This window comes from Mycobacterium sp. (assembly GCF_044342925.1).
Lineage (GTDB): Bacteria > Actinomycetota > Actinomycetes > Mycobacteriales > Mycobacteriaceae > Mycobacterium.
Genome location: NZ_JBIIOV010000033.1, coordinates 1 through 23,418, shown reverse-complemented (window position 1 = coordinate 23,418; position 23,418 = coordinate 1). Strand labels below are relative to the sequence as shown.

Sequence of the window (23,418 nt, the reverse complement as noted above, 5' to 3'; positions counted from 1 at the left end):
CGGCGGCACCACCGGGCTGTGCGTCGGCCATGTCGCCCCCGAAGCGGTCGACGCCGGGCCGATCGCGTTCGTCGCCGACGGCGACCGGATCCGGCTGGACGTGGCCAGCGGGACGCTGGACATTCTCGTCGACGCGAGCGAGTTCGACGCCCGCAAGCCGGGCTTCACCCCGCCCCCGCCGCGCTACACCAGCGGGGTGCTGGCCAAGTACCGCAAGCTGGTCGGCTCGGCGGCCGGCGGCGCGGTCTGCGACTGAGCCTGACTGGCCTGACTGAGCCTGGAAATTGTCGCGCGGGTGGCGCACAGTGGGGCAATGAGCCGCACCGCACTTCGTATCTGTCCGCTCTGCGAGGCCACCTGCGGGCTGGTCCTCACCGTCTCCCGAGACGGCGGGGCTGAGCGGGTCACCGGTGCCCGCGGCGACGGTGATGACGTCTTCAGCCACGGCTACATCTGCCCCAAGGGCGCCAGCTTCGCCGAACTGGACAACGACCCGGACCGGCTGCGCGCGCCGCTGATCCGCCGCGACGGAGAGCTGGTCGAGTGCGGGTGGGACGAAGCACTGGCGGCGGCGGTGGCCGCCCTGCGCACGGTGCAGGCCGACGCGGACGCATCCGTCGGGGTGTATCTGGGAAACCCCAACGCCCACACCGTCGCCGGCGGACTATATGTACCGCCGTTGGTGCGGTCACTGAAGACCCGCAACGTGTTCTCCGCCAGTACCCTGGACCAGATGCCCAAGCAGGTCGCGTGCGGCTATCTGTTCGGCAACGCGTTCGCCTTCACCGTGCCCGACGTCGACCGCACCGACCACCTGGTGGTGATCGGCGCCAATCCCCTGGTATCCAACGGAAGTGTCGCCACCGCAGCCGATTTCGGCGGCAAGCTCAAAGCCCTCAAGCGCCGCGGTGGGCGGCTGACCGTCATCGACCCCAACCGCACCCGCACCGCCGCGATGGCCGACCGCCATCTGGCGCCACGCCCCGGCACCGACGGCGCACTGCTGTTCGCCGTGGTCAATGCGCTGTTCGACGAGGATCTGGTGGACCCGGAGCTGGGCGGGCTGGCAGCGCACGTCACCGGGGTGGAGCAGGTTCGCGCCGCGGCGCTGGACTTCCCGCCTGCGGCGGTGGCCGGGTACTGCGGGGTTGCGGCCGACGAGATCCGCATCCTGGCAAGGGATATCGCCGCCGGCCCCCAGAGCCGCGGAGCCGGCGACAGACCAAGGACCGCCGTCTACGGGCGCATCGGCACCTCGACGGTGCGGTTCGGCACCCTGACCAGCTGGCTGGTCGACGTGGTGAACCTGCTGACCGGGAACCTGGACCGCCCCGGCGGCGCCATGTTCGCCACCTCCCCCATCGGGCCGGCACCGCGTCTCCCCCGGCCGGGTCGCGGCTTCACCATCGGCCGCTGGCACAGCCGGGTGTCGGGCCACCCCGAGGTGGCCTCGGAACTGCCCACCGCGCTGCTGCCGGAGGAGATCGAAACCCCCGGCGCGGGGCGGATCCGGGCGCTGGTGACCATCGCCGGCAACCCGGTGCTGTCCGCACCCGACGGCGAGCGCCTCTCGGCGGCGCTGGACGGACTGGAGTTCATGGTCAGCATCGACCCGTATCTCAACGAGACCACCCGGCACGCCGACGTCATCCTGCCGCCGCCCCCGCCGTCGCAGGCGCCGCATTTCGACATCCTGCTGTCCGGGGTGACCGTCCGCAATAACGCCCGCTACTCACCTGCGGTGATCCCGCTGCCCGACGGCCGGCCCGGCGAAGCGGAGATCCTCTGCCGGCTGACGCTGGGCATGCTGGGGCTGGGCACCGACGCCGACCCGGATCTCGTTGATGCCCAGATCATTTCCACCGTCCTCGGCAAGGAAGTGGCCGACCCGTCGTCCCCGGTGAGCGGCCGTGGCGTCGAGGAGTTGACCGCGATGCTGCAGGACGGCCCGGGTTACGAACGCCGGCTGGACATGATGCTGCGGCTGGGTCCGTTCGGCGACGGGTTCGGCGCCACCCCCGACGGCCTGACCCTGCAGCGCCTCAAGGAAAACCCGCACGGCGTGGACCTCGGGCCGCTGACCCCGCGCATCCCCGAGATCCTCCGAACCCCCTCCGGGAAGGTGGAATTGGCGCCGGATCCGATCCTGGCCGACATCCCGCGGCTGCAGCGCGCACTCGACGAGCCGCGGGACGGCTTGCTGCTGATCGGCCGCCGCCATCTGCGGTCCAACAACAGCTGGATGCATAACCTGCCCGCCCTGGCCGGCGGTACCAATCGCTGCACCCTGCTGATCCATCCCGACGACGCCGCCCGGCTGGGCATCACTGACACCGCGATGGTGACCGGGCCGGCGGGCAAACTCGAAGTCCCGGTGGAGATCACCGACGCCATCCGCCCCGGGGTGGTGTCACTGCCGCACGGCTGGGGCCACACCGCGCCGGGCACTCGAATGTCGGTGGCGGCCACCCAGGCCGGGGTGAACGTCAACAGCCTGCTGGACAGCTCACTGATCGAGCCGCTGTCGGGCACCGCCGTGCTCAACGGGGTGCCGGTGACGGTGCTGGCGGCCGGCGCAGCGGCTGGCGGTCTCTTACAGCCGCGCGCCCTGCCAGGTTGAGAGGCTGCCCCCAGCTGCCAGCGCCAGGGTGGTGCCGGCCGCATCGGTAGCCGGATCGGGGTAGCGCAATTCGCTGATGCAGGCCGCTGGGCGCTCGATGGCGTCATTTGCCATCGAACCTGGCCCGAGCTCGACGCGGTGGCGCAGCAGCGGTATTCCGGGCAGATCAGCGCGCAGCCGGCCGCTCCAGAAGCCTGCGCATTCCCCGCTCCTTCCGATCTGCACACGTTCGCGAATCCGGATCCGGGCACTACCGCCCACCTGGACGCGAACGTCGGACAAGTGTCGGGAATGTGCGGCGATGACGGTGGGCTCGGGATCCAGATCCAGCTGACCGGCGACATCGAGTTCCCACCGGACCTGCGACTCGGGGTCGTCCCGTCCCGGCAACACGATGCTTGCGGCCGTGGTGCGCACCCACAGCTGTGCCTCGGGTTCGACAACCACCCGGATCGTAGTCCTATCGCCACCAAGGGGATTGGCCGCCGTGGATACCAGATGCACGGTGTCCGGACCGGTAGAACGGACAGCGAGGGCGCCCCGGCACCGGATGTGCGGAAGCCGTCCCGGTCGGGCGACCACAACCACGTCAGTGCGCACGACCTCAGACGACTCCGCCGGCGTCAGCGGCGTCACGGTGTTCGCGGAGTTGGTCGCGGACCCAGCTCACCACCGCGGTCGCGGCTGGATCTTCGGTCAGCGAAATCAGCGCCGTCGGGCGACCCTCGCGAACCTTCGCAGCATCCCGCCTCATGACGTCGAGGTCGGCGCCGACAAACCCAGCCAGATCGGTCTTGTTCACCACCAGCAGGTCCGAGAACGTCACCCCGGGACCGCCCTTGCGGGGAACCTTGTCACCCCCGGCGACGTCGATGACAAAGATCTGGACATCGACAAGCCCGGAGGAGAAGGTGGCCGTCAGGTTGTCGCCACCCGACTCGACCAGGATCAGGTCGAGATGCGGATGGGCGGCGATCAGATCGTCGATAGCGTCGAGGTTGGCCGTGATGTCGTCTCGGATGGCGGTGTGTGGACAGCCGCCGGTCTGCACGGCTGCGATCCGGTCGTCGGGCAGCACCGCGTTGCGACGCAGGAAATCGGCGTCTTCGGTCGTGTAGATATCGTTGGTCAACACCGCAAGGGAGAGTTCAGACCGCAGCTGGCGGCAAATCGCTGCCGCCAGGGCCGTCTTTCCCGAGCCAACAGGGCCGCCAATTCCGATGCGCAGCGGCTCGCCGGCCCGCCGCAACCGCCTGGGCCGCTCGGCGTGATCGTGCGGCCTGCCGTCGAGAAGGTGTGGTGGCATGAATATGTTCCTTTCGGGCTTTAGGACGCGAACAACGGGCGGTCCCGCGTCGCGTGCCGTTCGGCCAGTTCGTCGAGCAGCGGATCGGACAGGTCGGCGATCCCGGTGGCGGCCAGGTCTGCGGTGTCCTGGCACAGCCCGGCCAAGCCGAACATCAGTGCCGCGACATCCCCGGGATCCAACGCCAGGAGCCGCTGTGCGGCAGTGGCCGTGCCGGTCATGGTGGTGTAAACCGTTGACAGAGAGGTCATTTCCGGCGCAAGTCCCGCAACCTCTCCGACGCGGCCGGCGACGACGGCCAGATGCGGCCGTGCGCCGAGAGAGTCCCAGCCCGATTCCGGCCACACCCGTCGGGCCAGGCGCAGCAGACCACGGCCTTGTGCGCGCGATGCCAGTCGGGCCGTCGGGGCCGGAGTGTGGGCGTCAGCCTCGGCGTCGGCGGCGGCAACGCCGAGGTCAGCGCGATGCACAGCCGCGGCGATCGACGCGCTCACCAGTCCGGTGCTGCGGATACGGCGACAGAGATACGCATCGAGCGTGACCAGATCGCGAACCAGACCGGACGTGATGGCCTCCTCAACCCCACCGGAATGGACATGGCCCCCGGTCGGCAGCCTTGAGTCGGTCAGCATGAGCAATTCGGCAAGTGCAGACATCGGATTCGGTCAGCTCTCAGAACAGGAAATACCGCTGAGCCATTGGCAATTCGGCAGCGGGCTGCTCGTGCCAGACCTGGCCGTCGATTCGCACCGTGAATGTGTCGGGGTCCACCTCGATTCGCGGTTGGGCGACGTTAAGCGGCATGTGCCTCTTACCGATCGACCTGACGTCACCGACCGGCACCAGTCGCCGGTCAACGGCGATCCGATCAGCAAGCTTGTCGTCGATGGCCTGCGGCGCCACGAAGTGCACCGAGGTGGCTGCGGCGGTCCGCGCCGCAGCGCCGAACATCGGTCGCGGCAATACCGGCTGCGGCGTCGGGATGGAGGCGTTGGCATCTCCCATCGCTGCCCAGGCGATCATTCCGCCCTTGAGCACCGCGTGGGGACGCACGCCGAAAAAGGCGGGCTCCCAGAGCACCAGATCGGCGAGCTTGCCAACCTCGACCGAACCGATCTCACTATCCAGACCGTGCGCGACGGCAGGACAGATCGTGTACTTCGCGACATACCGGCGGACCCTGTTGTTGTCGGACTCTCTGGTTCCGGAGGGGTCGCCGTCCAGGGCGCCGAGTCGTTGCTTCATCACATGCGCGGTCTGCCAGGTCCGCAGCGCCACCTCACCAATCCGGCCCATCGCCTGCGAATCGCTGCCGATCATTGAGATCGCACCCATATCGTGGAGCAGATCCTCGGCCGCGATCGTCGACGGGCGGATGCGGCTCTCGGCAAAAGCCAGGTCCTCGGGGACGGTGGGGTTGAGGTGATGGCACACCATCAGCATGTCCAGATGCTCGTCGAGAGTGTTGACGGTGTGCGGACGGGTCGGATTGGTGGAGCTGGGTAACACATGGGCCTCTGCTGCAACGGTGATGATGTCGGGAGCGTGTCCGCCGCCGGCCCCTTCGGTGTGATAGGCGTGAATCGATCGGCCGGCGATGGCGGCCAGGGTGTCCGAGACGAAGCCGGCCTCGTTGAGGGTGTCGGAGTGCAACGCGACCTGAACACCGGCGGCGTCGGCCACGGTCAGACAGGCGTCAATCGCGGCCGGAGTGGAACCCCAGTCCTCGTGCAGCTTGAAACCCGCTGCGCCGCCGCGCAACTGCTCCCACATGGCATCAGCGCTGACGGTGTTGCCCTTGCCGAGCAGCGCGATGTTCAGCGGCCAGGAGTCCAAGGCTTCGAGCATGCGGCCCAGATGCCAGCCGCCGGGCGTGACCGTGGTCGCCTTACTTCCCTCGGCCGGACCGGTTCCGCCGCCGATGATCGTGGTGGTGCCGGCCCCGAGTGCTTCGGTGAGGATCTGTGGGCAGATCAGATGGACGTGGGAGTCGATCGTGCCGGCGGTCAGTATCCTGCCGTTGCCGGAGATCACCTCCGTCGTCGGTCCCACCACAAGGTCGGGGTGCACACCGGTCATAGTCTCGGGATTGCCGGCTTTCCCGATAGCGCAGATGCGGCCATCACGAATTCCGATGTCGCCCTTAATAATTCCCCAGTAGTCGATGATGACTGCACCGGTGATCACGGTGTCGGGCGCGCCGTCGGCCCGGGTGGCACGGCCCTGGCCCATCGACTCGCGCAGCACCTTCCCGCCGCCGAAGACCGCCTCGTCGCCCGCCAGGCCAGGGCCGCCGCAAAGATCCTGGGTGATCTCGATGATCAGGTCGGTATCGGCCAGCCTGATTCGGTCACCGGCGGTAGGACCGTAAAGGGACGCGTAACGGGCACGAGACAACGCGGTCATCAGTCGTCCAGCCGCCCGGGGGCATCCACGGTGAGCCCGTGAATCTCACGGGATCCGCCAAACTGAACCAGCCGAAGGCTTTGTCTCACTCCGGGTTCGAAGCGCACCGATGTGCCGGCCGGAATATCGAGTCGGTATCCATGGGCTGCCTTGCGGTCGAAGGACAGCGCGGCATTGGACTGCGGAAGATGAAAATGGCTACCCACCTGAATCGGACGGTCACCGGTGTTGAGGATCTCCACTTCGATTCGGGTAGATCCCGGACTCAGCGGGATATCCGCGTTATCGAGGATGATCTCACCAGGAATCACGTTGTCCTCCAGCTATGGGATCGGGTAGTGGACGGTGACCAGCTTGGTACCGTCCGGGAACGTCGCCTCCGCCTGGACCTCGGGCAGCATCTCGCGCACCCCGTCCATCACATCCTCGCGGGTGAGAACTTCACGGCCACTGACCATGAGGTCGGCGACGGCTCGGCCGTCACGGGCGCCCTCCAGAATGTGATCGGTGAGGATCGCGACTGCTTCGGGATAGTTCAGGCGCAGTCCGCGGGCTTGCCGGCGCCGGGCGAGCTCGGCGGCGTAGGAGATCAACAGCCTTTCGGTCTCATGCGGTGTCAGGCGCATCCGGACCGTCCCTAGATCGCCATCGCGGCGCGGACATCGGACTCCGATGCGGCACCCCCGGCTCCGGTGGAGGTGACCCGTCCGGATTCCAGAACGTAGTACACCTGCGCCGCGCTCAGGGCAAAGCCGATGTGCTGTTCGACCAGCAGCACGCCGAGACCGCCGCGGCGGGTCAAGGCAAGGATGGTGTTCTCGATCTCGGCGACCACCGACGGCTGGATGCCTTCGGTGGGCTCGTCGAGGATCAGCACCTTCGGCTCGGTGATCAGGGCGCGAGCAATCGCGAGTTGCTGACGCTGGCCACCGGACAACAGGCCCGCTCGCCGGGACAGCAACTCCTTGAGGGCGGGGAAGAGTTCGAGTTGTTCGTCGATCAGCCGCCGTCCGTTTCTTCGGCCGTCAGCCACCAGCTGCAGATTCTCCGCGGTGGTCAGCTGACCGAACGACTGCTGCCCCTGGGGAACGTATGCCAGCCCGCGGGCTACCCGCGCGCTGGGTCGAAACTTGGTCAGGTCTTCGCCATCGAGCAGCACCGCGCCCGATGTGCAGGCAAGCAGACCTACGGCCGCCCGCAGCAACGACGTCTTGCCGGCACCGTTATGCCCCATCACGGCGGCCACCCCGTTGGACGGCACTTCCACGCTGACGCCGTGGATGACCTCGGAGCGCCCGTAGCCGGTCTTGACGTCGATCAGTTGAAGCATGGTTCACCGGCTTCCGGCACCGAGGGCGCTGCCGCGGTGCCCAGATAGACCTCCTGCACTTTCTGGTCTGCCTGAACATCGGCGACGGTGCCCTCGGCGATCACCTGACCGCGCGCCATCACCGTCACCGATGTCGCGAAGGCCCGCATGAAGTCCATGTCGTGCTCGACGACGACTACCGTTCGGCTCGCACCGATGCGCCGTAGCAGGTTGCCGGTCTCTTCTCGTTCTTGCCGGGTCATGCCAGCCACCGGTTCGTCGAGCAGCAGGACATCGGCGTTCTGCACCAGCAGCATGCCGATCTCCAGCCACTGGCGCTGACCGTGGGCAAGCGCGCCGGCAGGCCGGCCGGCGCAGTGGACGAGTCCGATGGTGTCGAGCACCTCCTCAATGCCCGACGCCACACCCCGGCGCCGGCGCAGTAGCGTCCGCCAGGTTCTGTCGGCGCCGGCGGCGATATCGAGGTTTTGCAACACGGTCAGTTGGTCGAACACACTTGCCGTCTGGAAGGTACGCCCGACACCGAGCCGGGCGATCTGGTGCACTTTCTTTCCGAGCAATTCCACGCCGGACTTGTTCACCGAACCGGACCCTCGAACCAGTCCGGTGATCGCGTCGATAACGGTTGTCTTTCCGGCGCCGTTCGGACCGATCAGGAACCGCAGATCACCCTGAAACAACGTCAGGTCCACGCCGTCGACGGCCTTGAATCCATCGAAATCGACGGTGAGTCCGCGCACCTGGAGGTACTCACTGTCCATTCCGGCATTGCCGCCGGCCACTGGTTCGGCTGGTTCGTTCACGGCGTCGCCCTCGCTTTCCGGGGTTCGGGTTTCATGACGGCCCGCTGAGCACGGCGGCTTCTGCAGCAATGTCCGGCCGGCCCTGCGGCACGGCGTCTTTGACGTGATTTTGCGGCCCAACGGGTTTCGCGCGCCGGCGACGCATCAACGCTCCCAGCCCGGCCAAGCCGGCTGGGAAGAATCCGACGACGACGATGAACAAGAGGCCCTGCGCGTAGATCCACTGCGATGGGAAGCGCTCGGAGAACAGCGTCTGCGCCCAGGCGACGCCGACCGCGCCGAGCACCGGCCCGAGCAGTGTGGCGCGACCACCGATCGCCACGCCCACCAACATCGCAATCGACGGGAGGACACCCACTTGGGACGGCGCGATGAAGCCGACGATCGGGGTGAACAAGGCACCGGCGACACTGGCGAACAGCGCTGCCACTGTGTAGGCCAGTACTTTGACGTTGGCGGGGTCGTAACCCAGGAACCGCACTCGCTCCTCGTTGTCGCGCACTGCCACCAGTAACTCACCGTAACGGCAGCTCATCAACTGGCGGGCCACCGCGACCGCGACCAGCAGGGTTGCCGCGGTGATCAGGTACAGCATCCGCCGGTTGACCGGATCGTTGAGCGCGTACCCGAAGAAACTGCGGAAGCTAGTCAGACCGTTGCTGCCCCCGAGACTGGTCTGGCCGACCAGCAGGATCGCCATCGCAGCCGCCAGCGCCTGGGACAGGATCGCGAAGTAGGCGCCTTTCACTCTGCGCTTGAACACTCCGAGTCCCAGCGCCGCGGCGACCCCGGCCGGGCCCAGCACGATCGCGGCCACCGTGAAGGCCGGCGACGTGAACGGCTGCCAGTACCAGGGCAATTCGGGAATGCCGGCGATCTGCATGAAATCCGGCAGGCCGGAGCCGCGTTGCTGCGCATCGGCAATCTTCAGATGCATGCCCATCATGTAGCCGCCGAGGCCGAAGAACACCCCCTGACCGAGCACCAGCATTCCGCCTCGACCCCAGGCCAGTCCGATCCCGACCGCGACGATAGCCAAGCACAGGAACTTGGCCAGCAGGCTCAGCCGGAAGTCGGACAACAGCATCGGCATGACCCCGAAGAGAAGCGCCGCGGCCAGTCCGAACCCTGCCCAGGTCCGCCAGCCACGGGAGATCACGCGAGACTCCTTGAGCGCACCGTGAACAGCCCCTGCGGACGCACCTGCAGGAACGTCACGATGAGCACGAAGACGATCACTTTCGCTATCGATGCCGTGGTGCTGTATTCGATGAACGAGTTCATGAAGCCCAGCCCGAACGCAGCGATAACTGTGCCCTTGATCTGGCCAAGCCCGCCGACGACGACAACAAGAAACGCGTCGATGAGATAGCTGGTTCCGATGGTCGGGCTGGTCGACCCGATGAGGGTCAGCGCGACACCGGCAACGGAGGCCAGGCCCGAACCGATGAAGAATGTCGTGATGTCGGTGCGCCGGCTCGAAATGCCGCTGGTCTCGGCAAGATCGCGGTTCTGCACCACCGCCCTGATCCGGCGGCCCATCGAGCTGTACCTCAGTGCTGCCGCCAGCATCGCAACGCATACCACGGCAAGGATCAAGATGAAGATCCTGGCTTTAGGAACGACTGTCCCCAGGATTTCGATGCCGCCGGTCAGCCAGGCCGGTGCCACGACGTTGACCGCGGGGGCACCGAACACGTCGCGGGCGATCTGCTGGAGGATCAGTCCGACACCGAAGGTCACCAGCAGGGTGTCTAATGGGCGGACGTACATGCGCTGGATGAGGCTGACCTCCAGCAGCACTCCCAGTAGGCCGCCCACCAGAAACCCCACGATCAGAGCAACAGGCAGCGCGGCCCCAGCGCTGGTGATCAGTTTCTGGACCACGTATGCGGTGTAGCAGCCGGCCATGATGAATTCGCCGTGCGCCATATTGATGACGCCCATTTGGCCGAAGGTCAAAGCCAGTCCGAGTGCGGCAAGCAGCAAAATCGAACCGAGACTTAAACCTGTGGCCAGTTGCCCTATCAGGGCATCCATCCGCCGATCCCTCAGCCGGAAAGTCCAGCGGCCCAGGGGTATGTCTTCAGATACGGGTCGGGCTCGATCGGCCCCGGCGACTCCCAGACCGTATAGATCAGTCCGTCAGAACGGATCTCGCCGATGCGTGCCGTCTTGGTGATGTGGTTATTGGCGCCGTCGATGGTCACCAGACCTTCCGGTGCGTCGTAGGTCACCCCGCCGGCGTTGTCCTGAATCGCTGCGACGTCGAACGACTTTGCCTTTTCCACCGTGTTCTTCCACAGGTGGACCGAAGCGTAGGCAGCCTCCATCGGGTCCGAGGTGGGCTTGTCCTGGCCGTACTTTGCCTTGTAGGCGGCCACGAACGCCTTGTTCGCCGGGGAGTCGTTGGTCTGGTAGTAGTTCCACGCGGCCAATTGACCTTCGACGTTCTGCACCCCGATACCGCCGATCTCCTCCTCGGCTATCGACACCGACACCACCGGCATCTTCTGGGCGGTCAGTCCGGCGTTCTTGTACTCACGGAAGAATGCCACATTCGAGTCGCCGTTGAGGGTGTTGAAGACGGCATCGGCGCCCGCTGTCCGGACCTTGTTGACGATGGTGGAGAAATCCGTTGATCCCAGCGGGGTGTAGTCCTCGCCTTTGATCTCGATCCCGTTGGCGTCCGCATATGCCTTGATGATGCGATTGGCGGTCTGCGGAAACACATAGTCGCTTCCCACCAGGTATAACGACGTTATGCCCTTCTCTTTGAGGTAATTCAGTGCCGGCACGATCTGTTGATTCGTGGTGGCTCCGGTGTAGAAAATGTTCTTGCTCGATTCCAGGCCCTCATACTGGACGGGGTAGTACAGCAGTGCATCGTTGCTTTCGAAAACCGGAAGCATTGCCTTGCGGCTCGATGAGGTCCAACCTCCGAATACTGCTGCCACGCAGTCGTTTTTGATGAGCTTCTCGGCCTTCTCGGCGAACACGGTGGGCTCTGAAGCGCCATCCTCACCGATCAGTTCGATCTTCTTGTCGAGCACCCCGCCGGCAGCGTTGATTTCTTCAACCGCCAGTGCGATGGCGTCACGAACTGTGACCTCTGAGATAGCCATGGTTCCCGACAGTGAGTTGAGCGATCCAACTTTGATCGCGGGACCGCTTACATCGACGCACGAAGGTGCTTCGGCTGTAGGGCTATTGGCCACTTTACTTCCACAACCGGAGAGAACCAGGCCGGTCGTGATGAGTATGGATCCAACCGTCACAGCCTTAGTTTTAGCGGCGGAGCTTTCGAGGAGCATTGAGCACCTTTCACTTTCGATGGTCGCCGCAGGCCGCGATCAACACTGACAAGCCAACAGCCCCGCGAAACGTCGTGCGGGTCGAACGCTAGCGGCGTGAAGTGTCCGGGCGATTTCGCCCTGTAACGAGAAAATTAACGCGGCGCAGCAGGTTGGCCCGCCCACCGCGAGAGCTGTTACCGCATTCGTGCGATGACCAGGCCGTCCCAGCCCTTGGCGCCGACAGTCTGGATTCCGGCCGCCTCCAATTTCGGGTTGCCGCCGACGAATTCGAGCATCTCCCGCACCCCGCGGGCCTGGTGGTCGTCCTGGGCGGGGGCCACGATGCGCCCGGCCCGCACCGCGTTGTCGACCACGATCACGGTTCCCGGGCGGCCGAGCCGGATCGCATGGCCGACGTAGGCGACGTTGTTCTCCTTGTCGGCGTCGATGAAGACCAGGTCGAACCCGCCGGTCATGCCGCGCAGCGTGTCCAGTGCGGGGCCGACGCGGATGTCGACCCGGTCGGCCACCCCGGCTCGTTTGAGGTTGCCGGCCGCGATATCGGCGTGGCGCTGATCGCACTCCAGCGTCACGACACTGCCCTCCGCGCCGACACCGCGGGCCAGGCAGATTGTGCTGAAGCCGCCGAGAGTACCGATCTCCAGGACCCGGCGCGCACCGCTGATCTTCACCAGCAGGTAGAGCAACCGGGCGGTCTGCGGGGACACTTCGATCGGCGGCAGGCCGCCCGACTGGGACTCGGTCAGCGCGGCGCGCAGCGCCGGGTCGTGCCCGAGCAGGACGTCGTCGAGCAGTGCGTCGACGGGCAGCCAGTGGTCGGGACCGATCAGATCGTCCACGACGTCCAGGGTAGGCGGGGGATTGAGCCCGGCTACCGCGCACCCTCTTTGGCGTACACCACCCGCAGCACCAAGCCCGCCTCCGGACCCATCACCATCGCGGCCAGGCCGCAGAACGTGGCGACGAAGTCGGGGCCGTGCGCGGGGGCGTCCGGGTCGCACAGGTGATGGGCCACCTCGTGCAAGACCACCAGTTCCCGCATCGCCCAGCCTGAACCGGGCCGGTGCGGCACCGCGATCACCGCCCGGTCGGCGGTTCTCTCGTAGTGCGCGGCGTTCACCCCGCGGCGCGGCCGGACTGCGAGTGGCCCGCAGCCGGGCCGCAGCTGGGCCACCGCCGGCAAGGAGAGCACCTCGTCGACGTAGCGCTGCACCGACTCCACCGAGGCGAAGCGCGCCTCCGGCGGCAGGGTGATGGACTCGCCGAAGAAGTCGACGGTGCGCGAACTGTGTTGGGCGGCACGGTCGAACATGGTGCGCACGAACGTCTCGGCGGCGTACACCCGGGAGCGCTGGGTGTCGCGCGCGGTCACCGGGTCAGCCTGGTCCGCGCTCCCGGCAGTTCCGGACTGGCCCCGAGCCGAGCCTGCTGCCCCGCCCGGTCGCCGGCCCGGCGGGCGGCCGACGAGTAGCCCGCCGAGCTGGTTGTCGCCCGCCAGGTTCCGCGGGCCTTGGACTGAGCTCGGTAATGGTCTTTGAGTTCGATCTCTTTGTTGCGCAACGCCAATTCCGTTCCGGGTGCGCCGGCCGCGGCCTGGGTGGCCTCGTGGCGGGCCTCGTCGCGGGCCTGCGCCAAGCGCCGGCCGATGCGGGCGCCGAAAGCCAGTTGGAAGTTCAGCCGTGCGGTGATGGTGGGGGTGGGCCGGTGCGCGCCGGTGGCCAGGTAGGCATCGCAGGCCCGGACCATCTGCACCACCAGGCTGGCGTACAGAGCGTGGCTGGTGTCGATGTCCTCGGCGAACCCGTAGGCGTAGACGAACGTCGAGTTGGATGCGACATCGCAGCGCACGTCGTTGGCGGCGGCGATGGCGGCGAACAGCTGCACGTAGGTGCGCAACCCCCGACTGCCGGGCTCACCGATGGTGATGGTCCGCTGGGTGGGCACCTGAGCGGCGGTGCGGCTGGCCGCGTGGGAGCGGGCCACCGCCAGGTCGATCGACGTCGCGGTGGCCAGCCGTTGCGCGGCGGCCATGAACGCCTCGGCTTCGTGGGCGTTGTCGGTGCCCTCGGCCTGACGCAGCAGCGCGGCGATCCGGGCCAGCATCTTGTCGTCGGTCATGAGGCCCTCTGCGCTACTTGTCGACGAAGGCGTTCAGGGCGGCGGTGAGCTGCGGCGAGAGCGGGGCCTTCTTGGCGTAGTTGGCAACGTTGTCCGTCGGGTCGTCGCGCAACACATGGTTGACGCCCTGCAGCTGCACCAGCGTCAGGGCGGTGTGTTCCAGCGCGCCGGCCAGCGGTGCGATGCCGGTGCAGCTGGCCTGGGCGTCGGAGTCCGAACAGGTGACCAGCACCGGGGTGCCGGCTGGGATGCGGGCGGCCAGGTCCAGCGGGTCGATGGCGTCGGCCTCGGCCACCGCTTTGGCGTTTCCGGGGTTGACGATGGCGCCCAGCCCGTCGGGCAGCTTCTCCGGCGCCGACCCGCTGGTCCGGACCTGCTGCACCGCGGCCTGCCAGGCGGCCAGCGTCTGATCGGCCTGCTGCTGGGTCTTGGCGCCGCTGCGCACCGCTGCGGCGACGTCGGCGCGCACCCGTCCGCTGATCAGATCGAGATACCGCGCGCCGAGCGGCTGCAGCAGACCCAGCGAGTGGATCTTCGGCGCCCCGGCCGAGGTGTCGTCGGCCAGCGTCATCGCGTGAATGGTGCCCTCTCCCAGCGCGTAGACCGAAACTCTGCCGGCGTCGGTGCCGGGCCGGCCGGCCAGGAACCGCACCGCCGCCTTGGCCCCGTCGGTGTAGACGGCACTGCCGACGTCGGCCGGCCGGTCGGAGTGCGGACCGAGCCCGGTGGCGCCGGTGCCGACCTTGTCGTACCGCAGCGTCGCCACGCCGTGATCGGACATGAACTCCGCAAGCTGACGCATAGTGCCGATCGGCCCGGCCACGTTGTTGTCGCCGTTGCGATCGGTGGCCCCGCTCTCGGAGATCAGCAGTGCGGCCGGGCCCGGTTGCGCCCCGGACAGATGCCGGTAGGTGCCGTGCAGAATCAGGCCGTCGGCCTCGAAGGTGACCTCGTCGTCGACCCAGACCCGTTCGGCGGTGCCGGACCGGCCACAGCCGGTGAGCAGGGCGAACATCAACAGCGCCGCGAGCAAGCGCGCCGTCATAGGCGCACTCCGGCTGATGCGCGCATCACAGCCGCGCCGAGATCCAGGTCACGACGTCGTCGAGCACCTGGTCGCGTTCGGGCTCGTTGAACACCTCGTGGAACAGCTCCGGATACACCTTGAGTTCGACGTCACGGGATCCGACGTGCTTGACCAGGCGGCGGCTGCCCTCGGCGGCGACCAATTTGTCCTGCTCGCCGTGCACCACCAGCAGCGGGGCGGTGATGCCCGGCGCCAGCAGGTGCATCTTCTCCCCGACCACCAGCAGCGCCTTGCCGATTCCGGCCGGAACCTTGCCGCGGTACACCAGCGGGTCGGCCTTGTAGTCGGCCACCACCTTCAGGTCACGGGACACCGCGTCGGCGTCGATGGCCTCGATCGGCAGATCGGGCAGGGTCGAGCCGAGGGCCTTGCCGATGATCGCCTTGGCCTTCGACACTCCGGTGTGCGCGGCGATCGCCGGCCCGGACAACACCATCAGGTCGTAGTCGTCGGCGTGCTGCACGCCGTAGGCGAACACGATGGCGCCGCCCATGCTGTGACCCAGGACGATCACCTTCAGGTCGGGGTGGTCCCGCCGGGCGATCGTGACCAATTGGCGGAAGTCGGAGACGAACTCGTCCATGTGCCGAACCCGGACGCGTTTGCCGCCGGCCCGGCCGTGCCCGCGGTGATCCAGCGCGTACATCGCCAGGCCGGCCTTGCCGAAACGCTCGGCGACGTGGTCGTAGCGGCGAGCGTGCTCGCCGTAGCCGTGGGCGAGCACCACCACCGCACGAGGCGGTGTGGGAGGTGCCCATACGTCGTAGACGATGGGCACCCCGCCCACACCGGTGAACGTCTTTTCCGTGCGTGTGACCATAGGCCGAGGGTAGCGGCCCGGCCCGGATTACCCGATCATTGGTCGATGCCGACGATCTCCTGGGCGATGGCCGCCACCCGGGTCTGGGCAGCGGAGATCAGGCGTTGGCGCCGCTTGTGCGCCTCCTCGTAGGCGATGATCACCCGGACATCGGCCAGATCGGTGAGTTCCTTGACCGCGGCGACCGCGTCGCCGATAGTGAGCTCGTCGTAGCCGGGGATGGGCAGCTCATCGGACTCCAGCACACCCACGGAACTCCGCATCGCGTGCAGTCGGTCGGCGGCGCCGTCGGCACCCTCACGGCGGGTGACCTGCTCGGCGGTGTGCAGCGCGGCATCACGCCCGGCTGACATCGCCTTCGCGGCGACCTCGCTGGCGTGTGCGCCGCGAGTCACCAGTCTCTCGAAGGCCGGCCGGGTGTTGCGGACGACCTGCGCCGCGCGGTCGGCTCCGCGCACGCTCAGCGCCACCGGCAGATTGGCCACCCTGACGGCCATCCCGACGGCGGCCTGCATCGGGGTGCGCCGCAGCGCGGCCGGACCGCCGAGGGCGTCTTCGGCCAGGACCGTGGTCAGCCAGTCCACCGTGGCGGCGTGGGCGGTGATCAACCGGTCCGCCAGCTTCTGGACCTCCGGTTGCTGGGCGGCCACCGCAAGCGCCTTGGCGTAGCGGGCGCGGTCAAGCAGCTGATTCTCCAGGGCCAGGTCGCCGAGCAGGGCCTCGTCGAACGGCTGAGCCTGCTCGGTCAATGCCTTGACGGCCGCCTGCGCACGGCCGATGAATGGTCCGATCACATCGGGTACGCCACCGAGATCGCGGATCGCGTTCTCGATTGCCATGACCCGGTCCCGGCCGTTTTCGGCGTTCTGCGCAAGTTCTCGGCGGACAGCTTCGGTCCGCGCCTGCGCCACCCTGGTTTCGGCGATTTGAATCTCGGTGTGTGTCAGGTCGAGCACTGCCCGTAACTGGGCGAGCAGCCTGGTGGTGTCTGTCATGGTTCCCTCCTCGATGGTTGATGGGCGGATGCGTTCTCGCGATGCACTCCTGTGCCCTCTACCCGATCAGGTCGATCCGTATGCACGAGAGGCTGTTCGGACGGCGTTGCGGGATCACGATTGCGTTACGGACCACTATGGCGATGGCCTAAGAAAGGGCGCTCGATCGTGAGGAATCTCGTTGGCAGCTCAGGATTTTCGGGCGAGTTTGAGACCAATGTCACTACCAGGGATGTAACGTCGCGCGCGCCTTCGGACCACGGACGGTTGACCCCGTTTTGCTGACCTCTCCGTCGGAAACCACTGCATTACTTTGGCTTTCAGGGTCCGGAGACGACAAGAGTTTCCCCCGGAAAGGAATGCAGATGAAGATCCACCGATTCGCTACCGTCACACTGATGGGTGGGCTGGCTGTGGCGGCGCTGTCCGCTCCGGTGGCCTCCGCCGACGAAGTGTGTTCGGCCAGCGGTGTGGCAAACACCGTCAACGCGGTGACCGGCTCGGCCCAGCAGTATCTGGCCGGGCATCCCGGCGCCGGTCAGGTGCTGCACGCGGCAATGCGGCAGTCGCCCGCCCAGGCCGCTGCCGACGTCCGCGGCTACTTCACCGCTAACCCGCAGGAGTACTACGACCTGCGCGGCATCCTCTCGCCGATCGGCGATGTCCAGCAGCGGTGCAACGTGTCGGTGCTGCCGCCGACGCTGGCGGCCGCCTACAACCAGTTCATGGCCGGCTAGGCCCGGGGCGATCTTCGCAGGACGCGACGAAACCCGGCGGCAGGCTGGATGTGGCTCTGCCGCCGGGTTTCCGGCCGCGCGGGATCAGCGGACTGTGGTACCCCGCCGCCCGACCATGGCCACGTAGATGCCGATCAGCACCACGGCTACGACGATCCCGACCAGGAACGGAAGGATGGCGAAGCCACCATTGGCGTTGTAATAGCCGAATTGCGCGGTGATCCAGGATCCGAGGAAGGATCCGATGATGCCCAGCAGGATGGTCATGACCATCCCGATGCCCTGCCGACCCGGCATAGCGAGGCGGGCGAGCGCGCCGATAATGGCACCCACCACGATCGCCGAAATAATCGTTCCGATCATTACTGCTCCTTGATTGTCGGGCGGAGCCCATCAGCGCCGCACTAGGGACCGGTATTCCCCATGCGGCGCCGCGGTAACCCCGTCGCGGGCCACCGAGCCTCCGACCCGCGCGACGGCGGCGTTACATCCCCAGCTTGGGGGTGAGGTCCAGGGAGGTCACCGTCGTCATCTTGGTGACCCGCCAGTCACGGCCGTGGCGGTGCATCTCCAGCCGGTAGGACAAGTACTTCATCGACGGGATGTTGTTGCTCTGCGGTGTCGTCGAGGTGGTGTTGGTGTAGACGATGGCAGTGGCGTCGTCCCCGCGCAGCGACTCCACTCCGACGCCGACCACCTGAGTGGAGCTGGTGACCTTCGCCTGCTTGTTCGTCGGCGCGATCGCGTCGACGTAAGCGCGGTACTGATCCTCCAAGTCGCCACCGAGGTACTTCGCCGAGCGGTTGGGCAGGCTGTCCATGTCCTCCGGCGTATAACTCCACAGCGCGGTGATGGCGTCGGCGGCGGTCCGCGCGATCGTCAGTTTGGTGGTTACCGCGGCCCGCTCCATCAGGTAGGGCTGGACGGCCGCACCGGCGAGCCCCCCGGCGAGGACGAAAGCCGCCACCGCGGCGGCCGCTGCCGCTGTCTTGTTGCGGGAGAACCACGTCGACACTGTCTTCTTCTTGGCCGGTACCACGGCCGCGACTGGCTCGGCCGCAGCTTCGTCGGCCGCCGCTTGGCCGGCTTCTTTCTCCTCCGCGGCGCTCACAGCACCTGGATCAGATCGCTGACCTTCCACTGGTCCCCTTCCTTGACCGCCGTGACTTCCCAGCGGCTGGCGCTGTCGATCTTCTTGCCATCGGGCAGTTTTGTCGTCATGTTCGCCACGGCGATCACGCTGGCACTGCCGTCGGGATTCCACCGCTCGATCCCGACGTCCTGCTCCCCCACCGAACCGAAGCCGGGTTCGGCGGTGGCGACCTGCAGCACAACCTCGTTCATCCGCTCGGAGAACATCTTGGCGAAGTTTCCGGTGCCCAAGGCGAGCACTTTGTCGGCGTAGCCGTTGGCGTTGAACGGATCCGGCGACGTGTACTGGATGACGAACGCTCGGACGAAGCTGAGCACCGCGGCGTCGCGGACCTCCGCGCGCCGGGCGGTCTGGTTCTTGGTGAACACTGTCGCGCTGGTGATGACGGCTGCCAGGGTCAGTGCGGCGGCCAGAGCGGCGAGCAATCGCAGGCCGCGGCGGCGGGGCTGCGGCTCCGGTGCCCGGAACAGTGCGGATTCGGCCGGCGATATCCGGCGACGCGGGCTCATCGGCCGCCTCCACCGGGATTGGGAGCGGCAGGGCTCGGCGTCGGTACCGCCGACTTCGGCGAACTCGGCTTGGGCGCTTCGGATTTCGGCGAACTCGGCTTGGGCGCTTCGGATTTCGGCGCCCCAGACTTGGGCGCTTCGGATTTCGGCGCCCCAGACTTGGGCGCGTCCGGCTTGGGTGCGTCCGGCTTGGGTGCGTCCAGCTTGGGTGCGTCCGGCTTGGGCGCGTCAGCCTTCGGCGCCGACAACACCGTCAGGTTCGACAGCTTCCAGTCCTGCGATCCGGCTCTGACGAAATCGACCCGCACCGAAGCGGTGACGAAGCGCTGGTTGGGGGCAGCGCCCCGCTGGCCCTGCAACAGCATCAACATGGTGGCGCGGTCGGACTGCGCCGACAGGACCGAGCTGTTGCTCACCCAGTAGTCATTGTCCACCGGGTTCTTGCGCACCGCGTCCTGTTGCTTGGCCAGTTCCGGGCGGTACTCGTCGGTCACCAGCGACTGCGCTTTGGCGAAGTCGTCCGGGGCGGTCTTGGCGGTATAGCTCAGCATGTCGCTGACGATCTTGGGGCCCTGCAGGGCGATCTGCTCGCGGGCGGTGTCCACGGCCCGTTGGTGGCGGTAGACGAGCGCGTAGCCCAGCGCCGCCACGACGACCGACAGCGCGGCCACACTGGCGATCACCCGCGCGGCCAACGTCCGGCGGTCCGGCCGGGGTGCCATCTGCTCCCGGACCTCGGTGCCCACCAAGATGTCGGCGAAGGTGCGGCTACGGCGGTCGATCAGCGGCCACAGCCAACCCAGGAACAACGGGAGCGTGTCCACCAGGTGGGCGAGATCGCGCAGCGCCAATCGGGGGGTACCGACCAGGTCGCCGTCCCGGTCGACCACCGCGATACCGAAGACCGCGCGGCCCAGACTCCATCCGGTGTTGGCGGGCAGCAACAGGCGGTTGGCTCCGATGGCGACGACAGTGACCGCGGCGATGATCATGCACAGCCACCACAACCAGCCGCGGGGCGGGGCCGACCAGCCCGTCATCAGAGCTGCGGCAACCAGACCCGCCCCGAGCACGACGTCGAGGCCGAAGGCGCCGGCGCGGGCCCACCAGCCGGCAGGCTGCCCGACCGGCGAGACGTCCGGGGCGGCGTCCAGGGCGGCGTCCGGTCCGGCTTCGGGGCTGTCCGGGGCGCTGTCGAGCGCTACCGTCACTTGCTCACCGGTTCGATGTTGTCGATCTTGTAGGTGCCGTCCTCGGGCACCATCCGCACGCGCAACCGGTAACTCAGTTCCTGTTCGAGCTCCTGGTTGTTGGACATCAGCACCCGGGTGGCCACCAAGACGTCGATCGATCCATCGGGATTGTGCCGCTCAGCGGCCGCCCGCATGTCGGAGACCTTCACCTGGGCGTTGACCGTCTTGTAGGCATCGAACAACAGCCCGCCGTAGAGATTCGCCTGAGCGGCGTAGTTGAGCGACGAGCATTCGACGATCTTGCGCTGGCTTTCGTCCATCGCCGTGATATCGGGGGCCTGAGTGGCAGTGATGCACTGCTTGGCTGTGGCCACCGCGACCTCTTCGCCGCGGGCGGCGGCGGCGCTGTGCCGCTGACCGATGAACGCCAGCACGGCGGCTGCCGTGATCAGCAGTGCCGCGATGCCGATGCCGGCGATCACCCAGCCCAGCCGGCGGCCGGACAGCCGGGTGTCCGACGGCGCCGAACCGGCGTCATCCCGCGCAGCGGCGCTCCCAGCGTCATCCACGTGATCGCTGAGCTCTGGATCGGGTACTGCCGATTCGTCAGCTGTGAGTGGCGGGGTTGGGGTCAGCTGGCCGGAGCCAGCATCTCCTTCCATCCGTCGTCTCCTGTAGTGGTCGAGTTCTTGACGGTGTACGTCGTGCCGTCCGGCCCGACGATCTCGCCGCTAGCAGCATTGTAGGTGGACGAGGTGTTCGTCGCCGGTGGGGCTGCGGGGGTGTAGTCGCACGGGTTGGGCTGCTGTCCGTTGCACTGCACCGAACCGCCACGCGGCTTCGACGGCGCGTCGCTGATCGGGGCAGTCGGCGCCGGCAGCAGATCGGCCGGCAGTGGATTCATTCCGTTGTTGATCGACGGAGCGGGAATCACGGTGCCGGGGTTCACCGGCTGGTTGCAGGCCGCGCCGGGGGCGGGGCAGTTGACGATCTGATTCGGATCGCCGTACCACGGGTTGGTGCCGAGCGGGACGTAGGGCTCGTCGCTGCGGCACTCCATCGGGGTGGCCGCCCGCTTGCCCGGAACGTCCACACAGGGCACGTTGCGCGCACCGCGGACGGTGTTGGACGGAACGTCCTGCGGCACCTTGCAGTACAGCCCGTCCTCGACTGGCTTCAGGCTGGTGTCGGCCGGAGACCGCCACTCGGACGCCGGCAGGAAGCCGGTGAGGCACGGCGGCGGCTGGTTGATCGACAGACCGAGGTCCAGCGACGCCTCACCGGGGAACGGCGCGGCAACGGCCTGGCCGGCCGCGGGGGCCTGCGGCAGCAGCACCAGAGCCTGTTCGACGCCCTTGTTGTAGCGCTTGAGCATTTCGATGATGATCTCGAGGTTGGCCAGCGTCTGCGGCAGCGCGTCCTTGACGTCGACGAACAGCGTGTTCAGCTCTTCGGCCGTCGGTGCGCCCTCCTGCAGGATGCTGCGCACCGCCGCGTCCTGCTCCTTGGCCTGGGCGGTGATGGAGTTGAGGTTGGCCGCCCACGCGTAAATGGCATCAGCGGACTGCACCTGACTGGCGAAGATCGGTGGCGAGTTGTCGATGATGTCGTTGACGTCGCCGATGTTGTTCGTCAGTTCGTCGACAAAGCTGCTGGTGTTGTCCACCAGCGCCTGCAGGGTCGGGCCGAGGCCGCCGACGGCTTGGGCCGTCTCGTCGAGCAGGTTCGGGATCTTCCCGGCCGGGATGGACGCTAGGGCGGCATTCGCGGCGTCGAGGGCCGGACCGACCGGCACCGGGATGGTGCTCTTGGTGATGGTCTGGCCGTCCTGGAAGTACTCGTTCGGGTTGCCGGTCGACACCAGGTCGACGTACTGCTCACCGACGGCGGTCACCGACCGCACGTTGGCGGAGGCGTCCACCGGGATCTTGTGCTTGTTGGCGATACTCAAGGTGGCCCGCGCGCCCGTCGCGGTGGGCTCCACGTCGGTGACCCGGCCGATGGTGACACCGCGGTAGGTGACGTTGGCGGTCTTGTAGAGACCACCGGCGGCGGGCAGGTCGACGTTGAGCTTGTATTGCCCGATGCCCGCCACGGCCGGGAGCCGCAGGTAGAACACCGACAGGGCGACCACCGCAAGCACGGTCAGGATGCTGAAGATCAGCAACTGCATTTTGACGAAGCGGGTAAGCACTCAGATCACGTCCTTACTCACTCGCCGCGCTCGACGAACGGGCCGCCACCGTCGGTCATGTTCGGATGCGGGGTGAACCGAACGTCGGGGATCATCGTGCTCGGATCACGACCCCACGACTGCTCCAGCGCACGCAGCATGCCGGACACACCGGTTCCGGTGAGCAGGCCATTGTCAATCGCACTCAGCGTCAGGTCGACATTGAGCGACAGGTTGATGTAGTCGCCGCGGATAACCTTCGGGATGTTGTCCAGCGGATACGGGTTGGTGACGATCAGCCGCAACGCGTCCAGGAAGTAGGGCGAGCTGCGTCCGAGCTGCACCAACGGCCGCTGCAGGGTCTCCAGGTTGGTGTGCAGATCCGGACGGGCCGCGGTGAGCGTCTCACCGGTCACCTTGCCGAACCGGCCCAGCGCGATGACGGCGTCGGCCAGCTTGTCGCGGGCACCGGCCAGGTATTCGGCCAGCGGCGGCAGATCCACCAGCAACTGGTCCAGGGTGTCGTTGCGGCTGGCCACGTAAGTGAACAGGTTGTTCGTCGAATCGATGGCGCGCGCGATGTCGTCGCGCTGCTTGTTGAGCTCGGCGGTGAAGACGTCCAGCTTGGTCAAAAACGCCCGGATCTGATCGGCGTTGCCGGTCAGCAGGTTGTTGACCTCGTTCTGGATGATCTCCAGGTTCGGGATACCGCCGCCGCGAAGCACGGTCGCCAGGCTGGCCAGCGTGCGCTCGATGGTCGGGAACGCCGAAGTCCGGTCCAGCGGGATGGTGTCACCGTCGCGCAACGGCTCCGACGACGGATCCGCCGGGGCGGCCAGCTCCACATGCTG

General features: G+C 67.2%; 26 protein-coding genes and 1 pseudogene. 3 read left to right on the top strand and 24 right to left on the bottom strand.

Annotation, left to right across the window (positions count from 1 at the left end):
- Positions 1-256, top strand: a pseudogene (locus ADBZ6I_RS05705) (dihydroxy-acid dehydratase); the annotation flags it as partial.
- A 57-nt stretch (positions 257-313) separates the two neighbouring features.
- Complete coding sequence (locus ADBZ6I_RS05700; protein ID WP_526381753.1) at positions 314-2,620, top strand: molybdopterin-dependent oxidoreductase; 2,307 nt, start codon at positions 314-316, stop codon at positions 2,618-2,620.
- On the opposite strand, the gene ADBZ6I_RS05695 is transcribed toward ADBZ6I_RS05700, so the two are convergent.
- From ADBZ6I_RS05695 to ADBZ6I_RS05615, 17 genes are all read right to left on the bottom strand, one after another.
- Positions 2,594-3,220 carry an urease accessory protein UreD gene (locus ADBZ6I_RS05695; protein ID WP_526381751.1) on the bottom strand — a complete coding sequence of 209 codons (627 nt, stop codon included), beginning with the start codon at positions 3,218-3,220 and terminating at the stop codon, positions 2,594-2,596. The two genes, ADBZ6I_RS05700 and ADBZ6I_RS05695, sit on opposite strands and share 27 nt — an antisense overlap.
- A 4-nt stretch (positions 3,221-3,224) precedes the next feature.
- Positions 3,225-3,926: an urease accessory protein UreG gene (gene ureG, locus ADBZ6I_RS05690; protein ID WP_526381749.1), complete on the bottom strand. Its 702-nt coding sequence runs from the start codon at positions 3,924-3,926 to the stop codon at positions 3,225-3,227.
- 20 nt (positions 3,927-3,946) lie between these two features.
- Positions 3,947-4,582: an urease accessory protein UreF gene (locus ADBZ6I_RS05685; RefSeq protein ID WP_526381747.1), complete on the bottom strand. Its 636-nt coding sequence runs from the start codon at positions 4,580-4,582 to the stop codon at positions 3,947-3,949.
- A gap of 16 nt (positions 4,583-4,598) precedes the next feature.
- Positions 4,599-6,332 carry an urease subunit alpha gene (locus ADBZ6I_RS05680; protein ID WP_526381745.1) on the bottom strand — a complete coding sequence of 578 codons (1,734 nt, stop codon included), beginning with the start codon at positions 6,330-6,332 and terminating at the stop codon, positions 4,599-4,601.
- Positions 6,332-6,643, bottom strand: coding sequence for an urease subunit beta (locus tag ADBZ6I_RS05675; protein WP_526381743.1), 312 nt, complete (start codon positions 6,641-6,643; stop codon positions 6,332-6,334). Before ADBZ6I_RS05675 ends, ADBZ6I_RS05680 begins: the two co-directional genes overlap by 1 nt.
- Before the next feature lie 12 nt (positions 6,644-6,655).
- The gene (locus ADBZ6I_RS05670; protein ID WP_526381741.1) at positions 6,656-6,958 is read right to left on the bottom strand and encodes an urease subunit gamma; all 303 of its coding nucleotides are present in this window, start codon (positions 6,956-6,958) and stop codon (positions 6,656-6,658) included.
- Between the two features lie 11 nt (positions 6,959-6,969).
- The gene (gene urtE / locus ADBZ6I_RS05665; RefSeq protein WP_526381739.1) at positions 6,970-7,662 is read right to left on the bottom strand and encodes an urea ABC transporter ATP-binding subunit UrtE; all 693 of its coding nucleotides are present in this window, start codon (positions 7,660-7,662) and stop codon (positions 6,970-6,972) included.
- Complete coding sequence (gene urtD / locus ADBZ6I_RS05660; protein WP_526381755.1) at positions 7,650-8,423, bottom strand: urea ABC transporter ATP-binding protein UrtD; 774 nt, start codon at positions 8,421-8,423, stop codon at positions 7,650-7,652. Before urtD ends, urtE begins: the two co-directional genes overlap by 13 nt.
- Positions 8,424-8,496: 73 nt before the next feature.
- Complete coding sequence (urtC, locus tag ADBZ6I_RS05655) at positions 8,497-9,624, bottom strand: urea ABC transporter permease subunit UrtC (protein WP_526381737.1); 1,128 nt, start codon at positions 9,622-9,624, stop codon at positions 8,497-8,499.
- On the bottom strand, positions 9,621-10,505 hold the full coding sequence (urtB, locus tag ADBZ6I_RS05650; RefSeq protein ID WP_526381735.1) for an urea ABC transporter permease subunit UrtB: 885 nt from the start codon (positions 10,503-10,505) through the stop codon (positions 9,621-9,623). Before urtB ends, urtC begins: the two co-directional genes overlap by 4 nt.
- Positions 10,506-10,516: 11 nt before the next feature.
- Entirely contained in the window at positions 10,517-11,743 is a 1,227-nt protein-coding gene (gene urtA, locus ADBZ6I_RS05645) for an urea ABC transporter substrate-binding protein (protein ID WP_526381733.1), read from the bottom strand.
- Positions 11,744-11,955: 212 nt separating this feature from the next.
- Complete coding sequence (locus ADBZ6I_RS05640) at positions 11,956-12,621, bottom strand: O-methyltransferase (RefSeq protein ID WP_526381731.1); 666 nt, start codon at positions 12,619-12,621, stop codon at positions 11,956-11,958.
- 32 nt (positions 12,622-12,653) lie between these two features.
- Positions 12,654-13,154: a TIGR04338 family metallohydrolase gene (locus ADBZ6I_RS05635; protein ID WP_526381729.1), complete on the bottom strand. Its 501-nt coding sequence runs from the start codon at positions 13,152-13,154 to the stop codon at positions 12,654-12,656.
- Entirely contained in the window at positions 13,151-13,900 is a 750-nt protein-coding gene (locus ADBZ6I_RS05630; protein WP_526381727.1) for a DUF2786 domain-containing protein, read from the bottom strand. Before ADBZ6I_RS05630 ends, ADBZ6I_RS05635 begins: the two co-directional genes overlap by 4 nt.
- 13 nt (positions 13,901-13,913) lie before the next feature.
- Positions 13,914-14,945: a hypothetical protein gene (locus ADBZ6I_RS05625; protein WP_526381725.1), complete on the bottom strand. Its 1,032-nt coding sequence runs from the start codon at positions 14,943-14,945 to the stop codon at positions 13,914-13,916.
- Between the two features lie 25 nt (positions 14,946-14,970).
- Entirely contained in the window at positions 14,971-15,807 is an 837-nt protein-coding gene (locus ADBZ6I_RS05620; protein WP_526381723.1) for an alpha/beta hydrolase, read from the bottom strand.
- Positions 15,808-15,842: 35 nt separating this feature from the next.
- A complete protein-coding gene (locus ADBZ6I_RS05615; protein ID WP_526381721.1) occupies positions 15,843-16,802 on the bottom strand; it encodes a ferritin-like domain-containing protein in 960 nt (319 codons plus the stop codon).
- A gap of 398 nt (positions 16,803-17,200) precedes the next feature.
- Between ADBZ6I_RS05615 and ADBZ6I_RS05610 the strand changes: the two genes are divergently transcribed.
- A complete protein-coding gene (locus ADBZ6I_RS05610; protein ID WP_526381719.1) occupies positions 17,201-17,539 on the top strand; it encodes a hemophore-related protein in 339 nt (112 codons plus the stop codon).
- A gap of 84 nt (positions 17,540-17,623) precedes the next feature.
- Here ADBZ6I_RS05610 and ADBZ6I_RS05605 read toward each other — a convergent pair whose 3' ends face one another.
- The 7 genes from ADBZ6I_RS05605 to ADBZ6I_RS05575 form a co-directional block, all read right to left on the bottom strand.
- Positions 17,624-17,902 carry a GlsB/YeaQ/YmgE family stress response membrane protein gene (locus ADBZ6I_RS05605; RefSeq protein WP_526381717.1) on the bottom strand — a complete coding sequence of 93 codons (279 nt, stop codon included), beginning with the start codon at positions 17,900-17,902 and terminating at the stop codon, positions 17,624-17,626.
- 121 nt (positions 17,903-18,023) lie between these two features.
- On the bottom strand, positions 18,024-18,650 hold the full coding sequence (locus tag ADBZ6I_RS05600; protein WP_526381715.1) for an Mce protein: 627 nt from the start codon (positions 18,648-18,650) through the stop codon (positions 18,024-18,026).
- Entirely contained in the window at positions 18,647-19,201 is a 555-nt protein-coding gene (locus tag ADBZ6I_RS05595; protein WP_526381713.1) for an Rv1363c family protein, read from the bottom strand. The genes ADBZ6I_RS05600 and ADBZ6I_RS05595 overlap by 4 nt, the downstream gene beginning before the upstream one ends.
- A complete protein-coding gene (locus tag ADBZ6I_RS05590) occupies positions 19,198-20,412 on the bottom strand; it encodes an RDD family protein (protein ID WP_526381711.1) in 1,215 nt (404 codons plus the stop codon). The genes ADBZ6I_RS05595 and ADBZ6I_RS05590 overlap by 4 nt, the downstream gene beginning before the upstream one ends.
- Complete coding sequence (locus ADBZ6I_RS05585) at positions 20,409-20,963, bottom strand: Mce protein (RefSeq protein ID WP_526381709.1); 555 nt, start codon at positions 20,961-20,963, stop codon at positions 20,409-20,411. Before ADBZ6I_RS05585 ends, ADBZ6I_RS05590 begins: the two co-directional genes overlap by 4 nt.
- 62 nt (positions 20,964-21,025) lie before the next feature.
- Positions 21,026-22,588, bottom strand: a complete 1,563-nt coding sequence (locus tag ADBZ6I_RS05580) for an MCE family protein (RefSeq protein WP_526381707.1) — start codon at positions 22,586-22,588, stop codon at positions 21,026-21,028.
- A gap of 17 nt (positions 22,589-22,605) precedes the next feature.
- Positions 22,606-23,418: MCE family protein (locus ADBZ6I_RS05575; protein WP_526381705.1), on the bottom strand; the 813-nt coding region annotated here is incomplete at its 5' end.

Coding starts and splice junctions, on each gene's coding strand:
- ADBZ6I_RS05700 (WP_526381753.1), top strand. CDS start 314: ATGAGCCGCACCGCACTTCGTATCTGTCCGCTCTGCGAGGCCACCTGC.
- ADBZ6I_RS05680 (WP_526381745.1), bottom strand. CDS start 6,332: ATGACCGCGTTGTCTCGTGCCCGTTACGCGTCCCTTTACGGTCCTACC.
- ADBZ6I_RS05605 (WP_526381717.1), bottom strand. CDS start 17,902: ATGATCGGAACGATTATTTCGGCGATCGTGGTGGGTGCCATTATCGGC.
- ureG (WP_526381749.1), bottom strand. CDS start 3,926: ATGCCACCACACCTTCTCGACGGCAGGCCGCACGATCACGCCGAGCGG.
- ADBZ6I_RS05610 (WP_526381719.1), top strand. CDS start 17,201: ATGGGTGGGCTGGCTGTGGCGGCGCTGTCCGCTCCGGTGGCCTCCGCC.
- ADBZ6I_RS05625 (WP_526381725.1), bottom strand. CDS start 14,945: ATGACGGCGCGCTTGCTCGCGGCGCTGTTGATGTTCGCCCTGCTCACC.
- ADBZ6I_RS05670 (WP_526381741.1), bottom strand. CDS start 6,958: ATGCGCCTGACACCGCATGAGACCGAAAGGCTGTTGATCTCCTACGCC.
- ADBZ6I_RS05630 (WP_526381727.1), bottom strand. CDS start 13,900: ATGACCGACGACAAGATGCTGGCCCGGATCGCCGCGCTGCTGCGTCAG.
- urtB (WP_526381735.1), bottom strand. CDS start 10,505: ATGGATGCCCTGATAGGGCAACTGGCCACAGGTTTAAGTCTCGGTTCG.
- ADBZ6I_RS05615 (WP_526381721.1), bottom strand. CDS start 16,802: ATGACAGACACCACCAGGCTGCTCGCCCAGTTACGGGCAGTGCTCGAC.
- ADBZ6I_RS05685 (WP_526381747.1), bottom strand. CDS start 4,582: ATGTCTGCACTTGCCGAATTGCTCATGCTGACCGACTCAAGGCTGCCG.
- ADBZ6I_RS05595 (WP_526381713.1), bottom strand. CDS start 19,201: ATGAGCCCGCGTCGCCGGATATCGCCGGCCGAATCCGCACTGTTCCGG.
- urtD (WP_526381755.1), bottom strand. CDS start 8,423: ATGGACAGTGAGTACCTCCAGGTGCGCGGACTCACCGTCGATTTCGAT.
- ADBZ6I_RS05620 (WP_526381723.1), bottom strand. CDS start 15,807: ATGGTCACACGCACGGAAAAGACGTTCACCGGTGTGGGCGGGGTGCCC.
- urtE (WP_526381739.1), bottom strand. CDS start 7,662: ATGCTTCAACTGATCGACGTCAAGACCGGCTACGGGCGCTCCGAGGTC.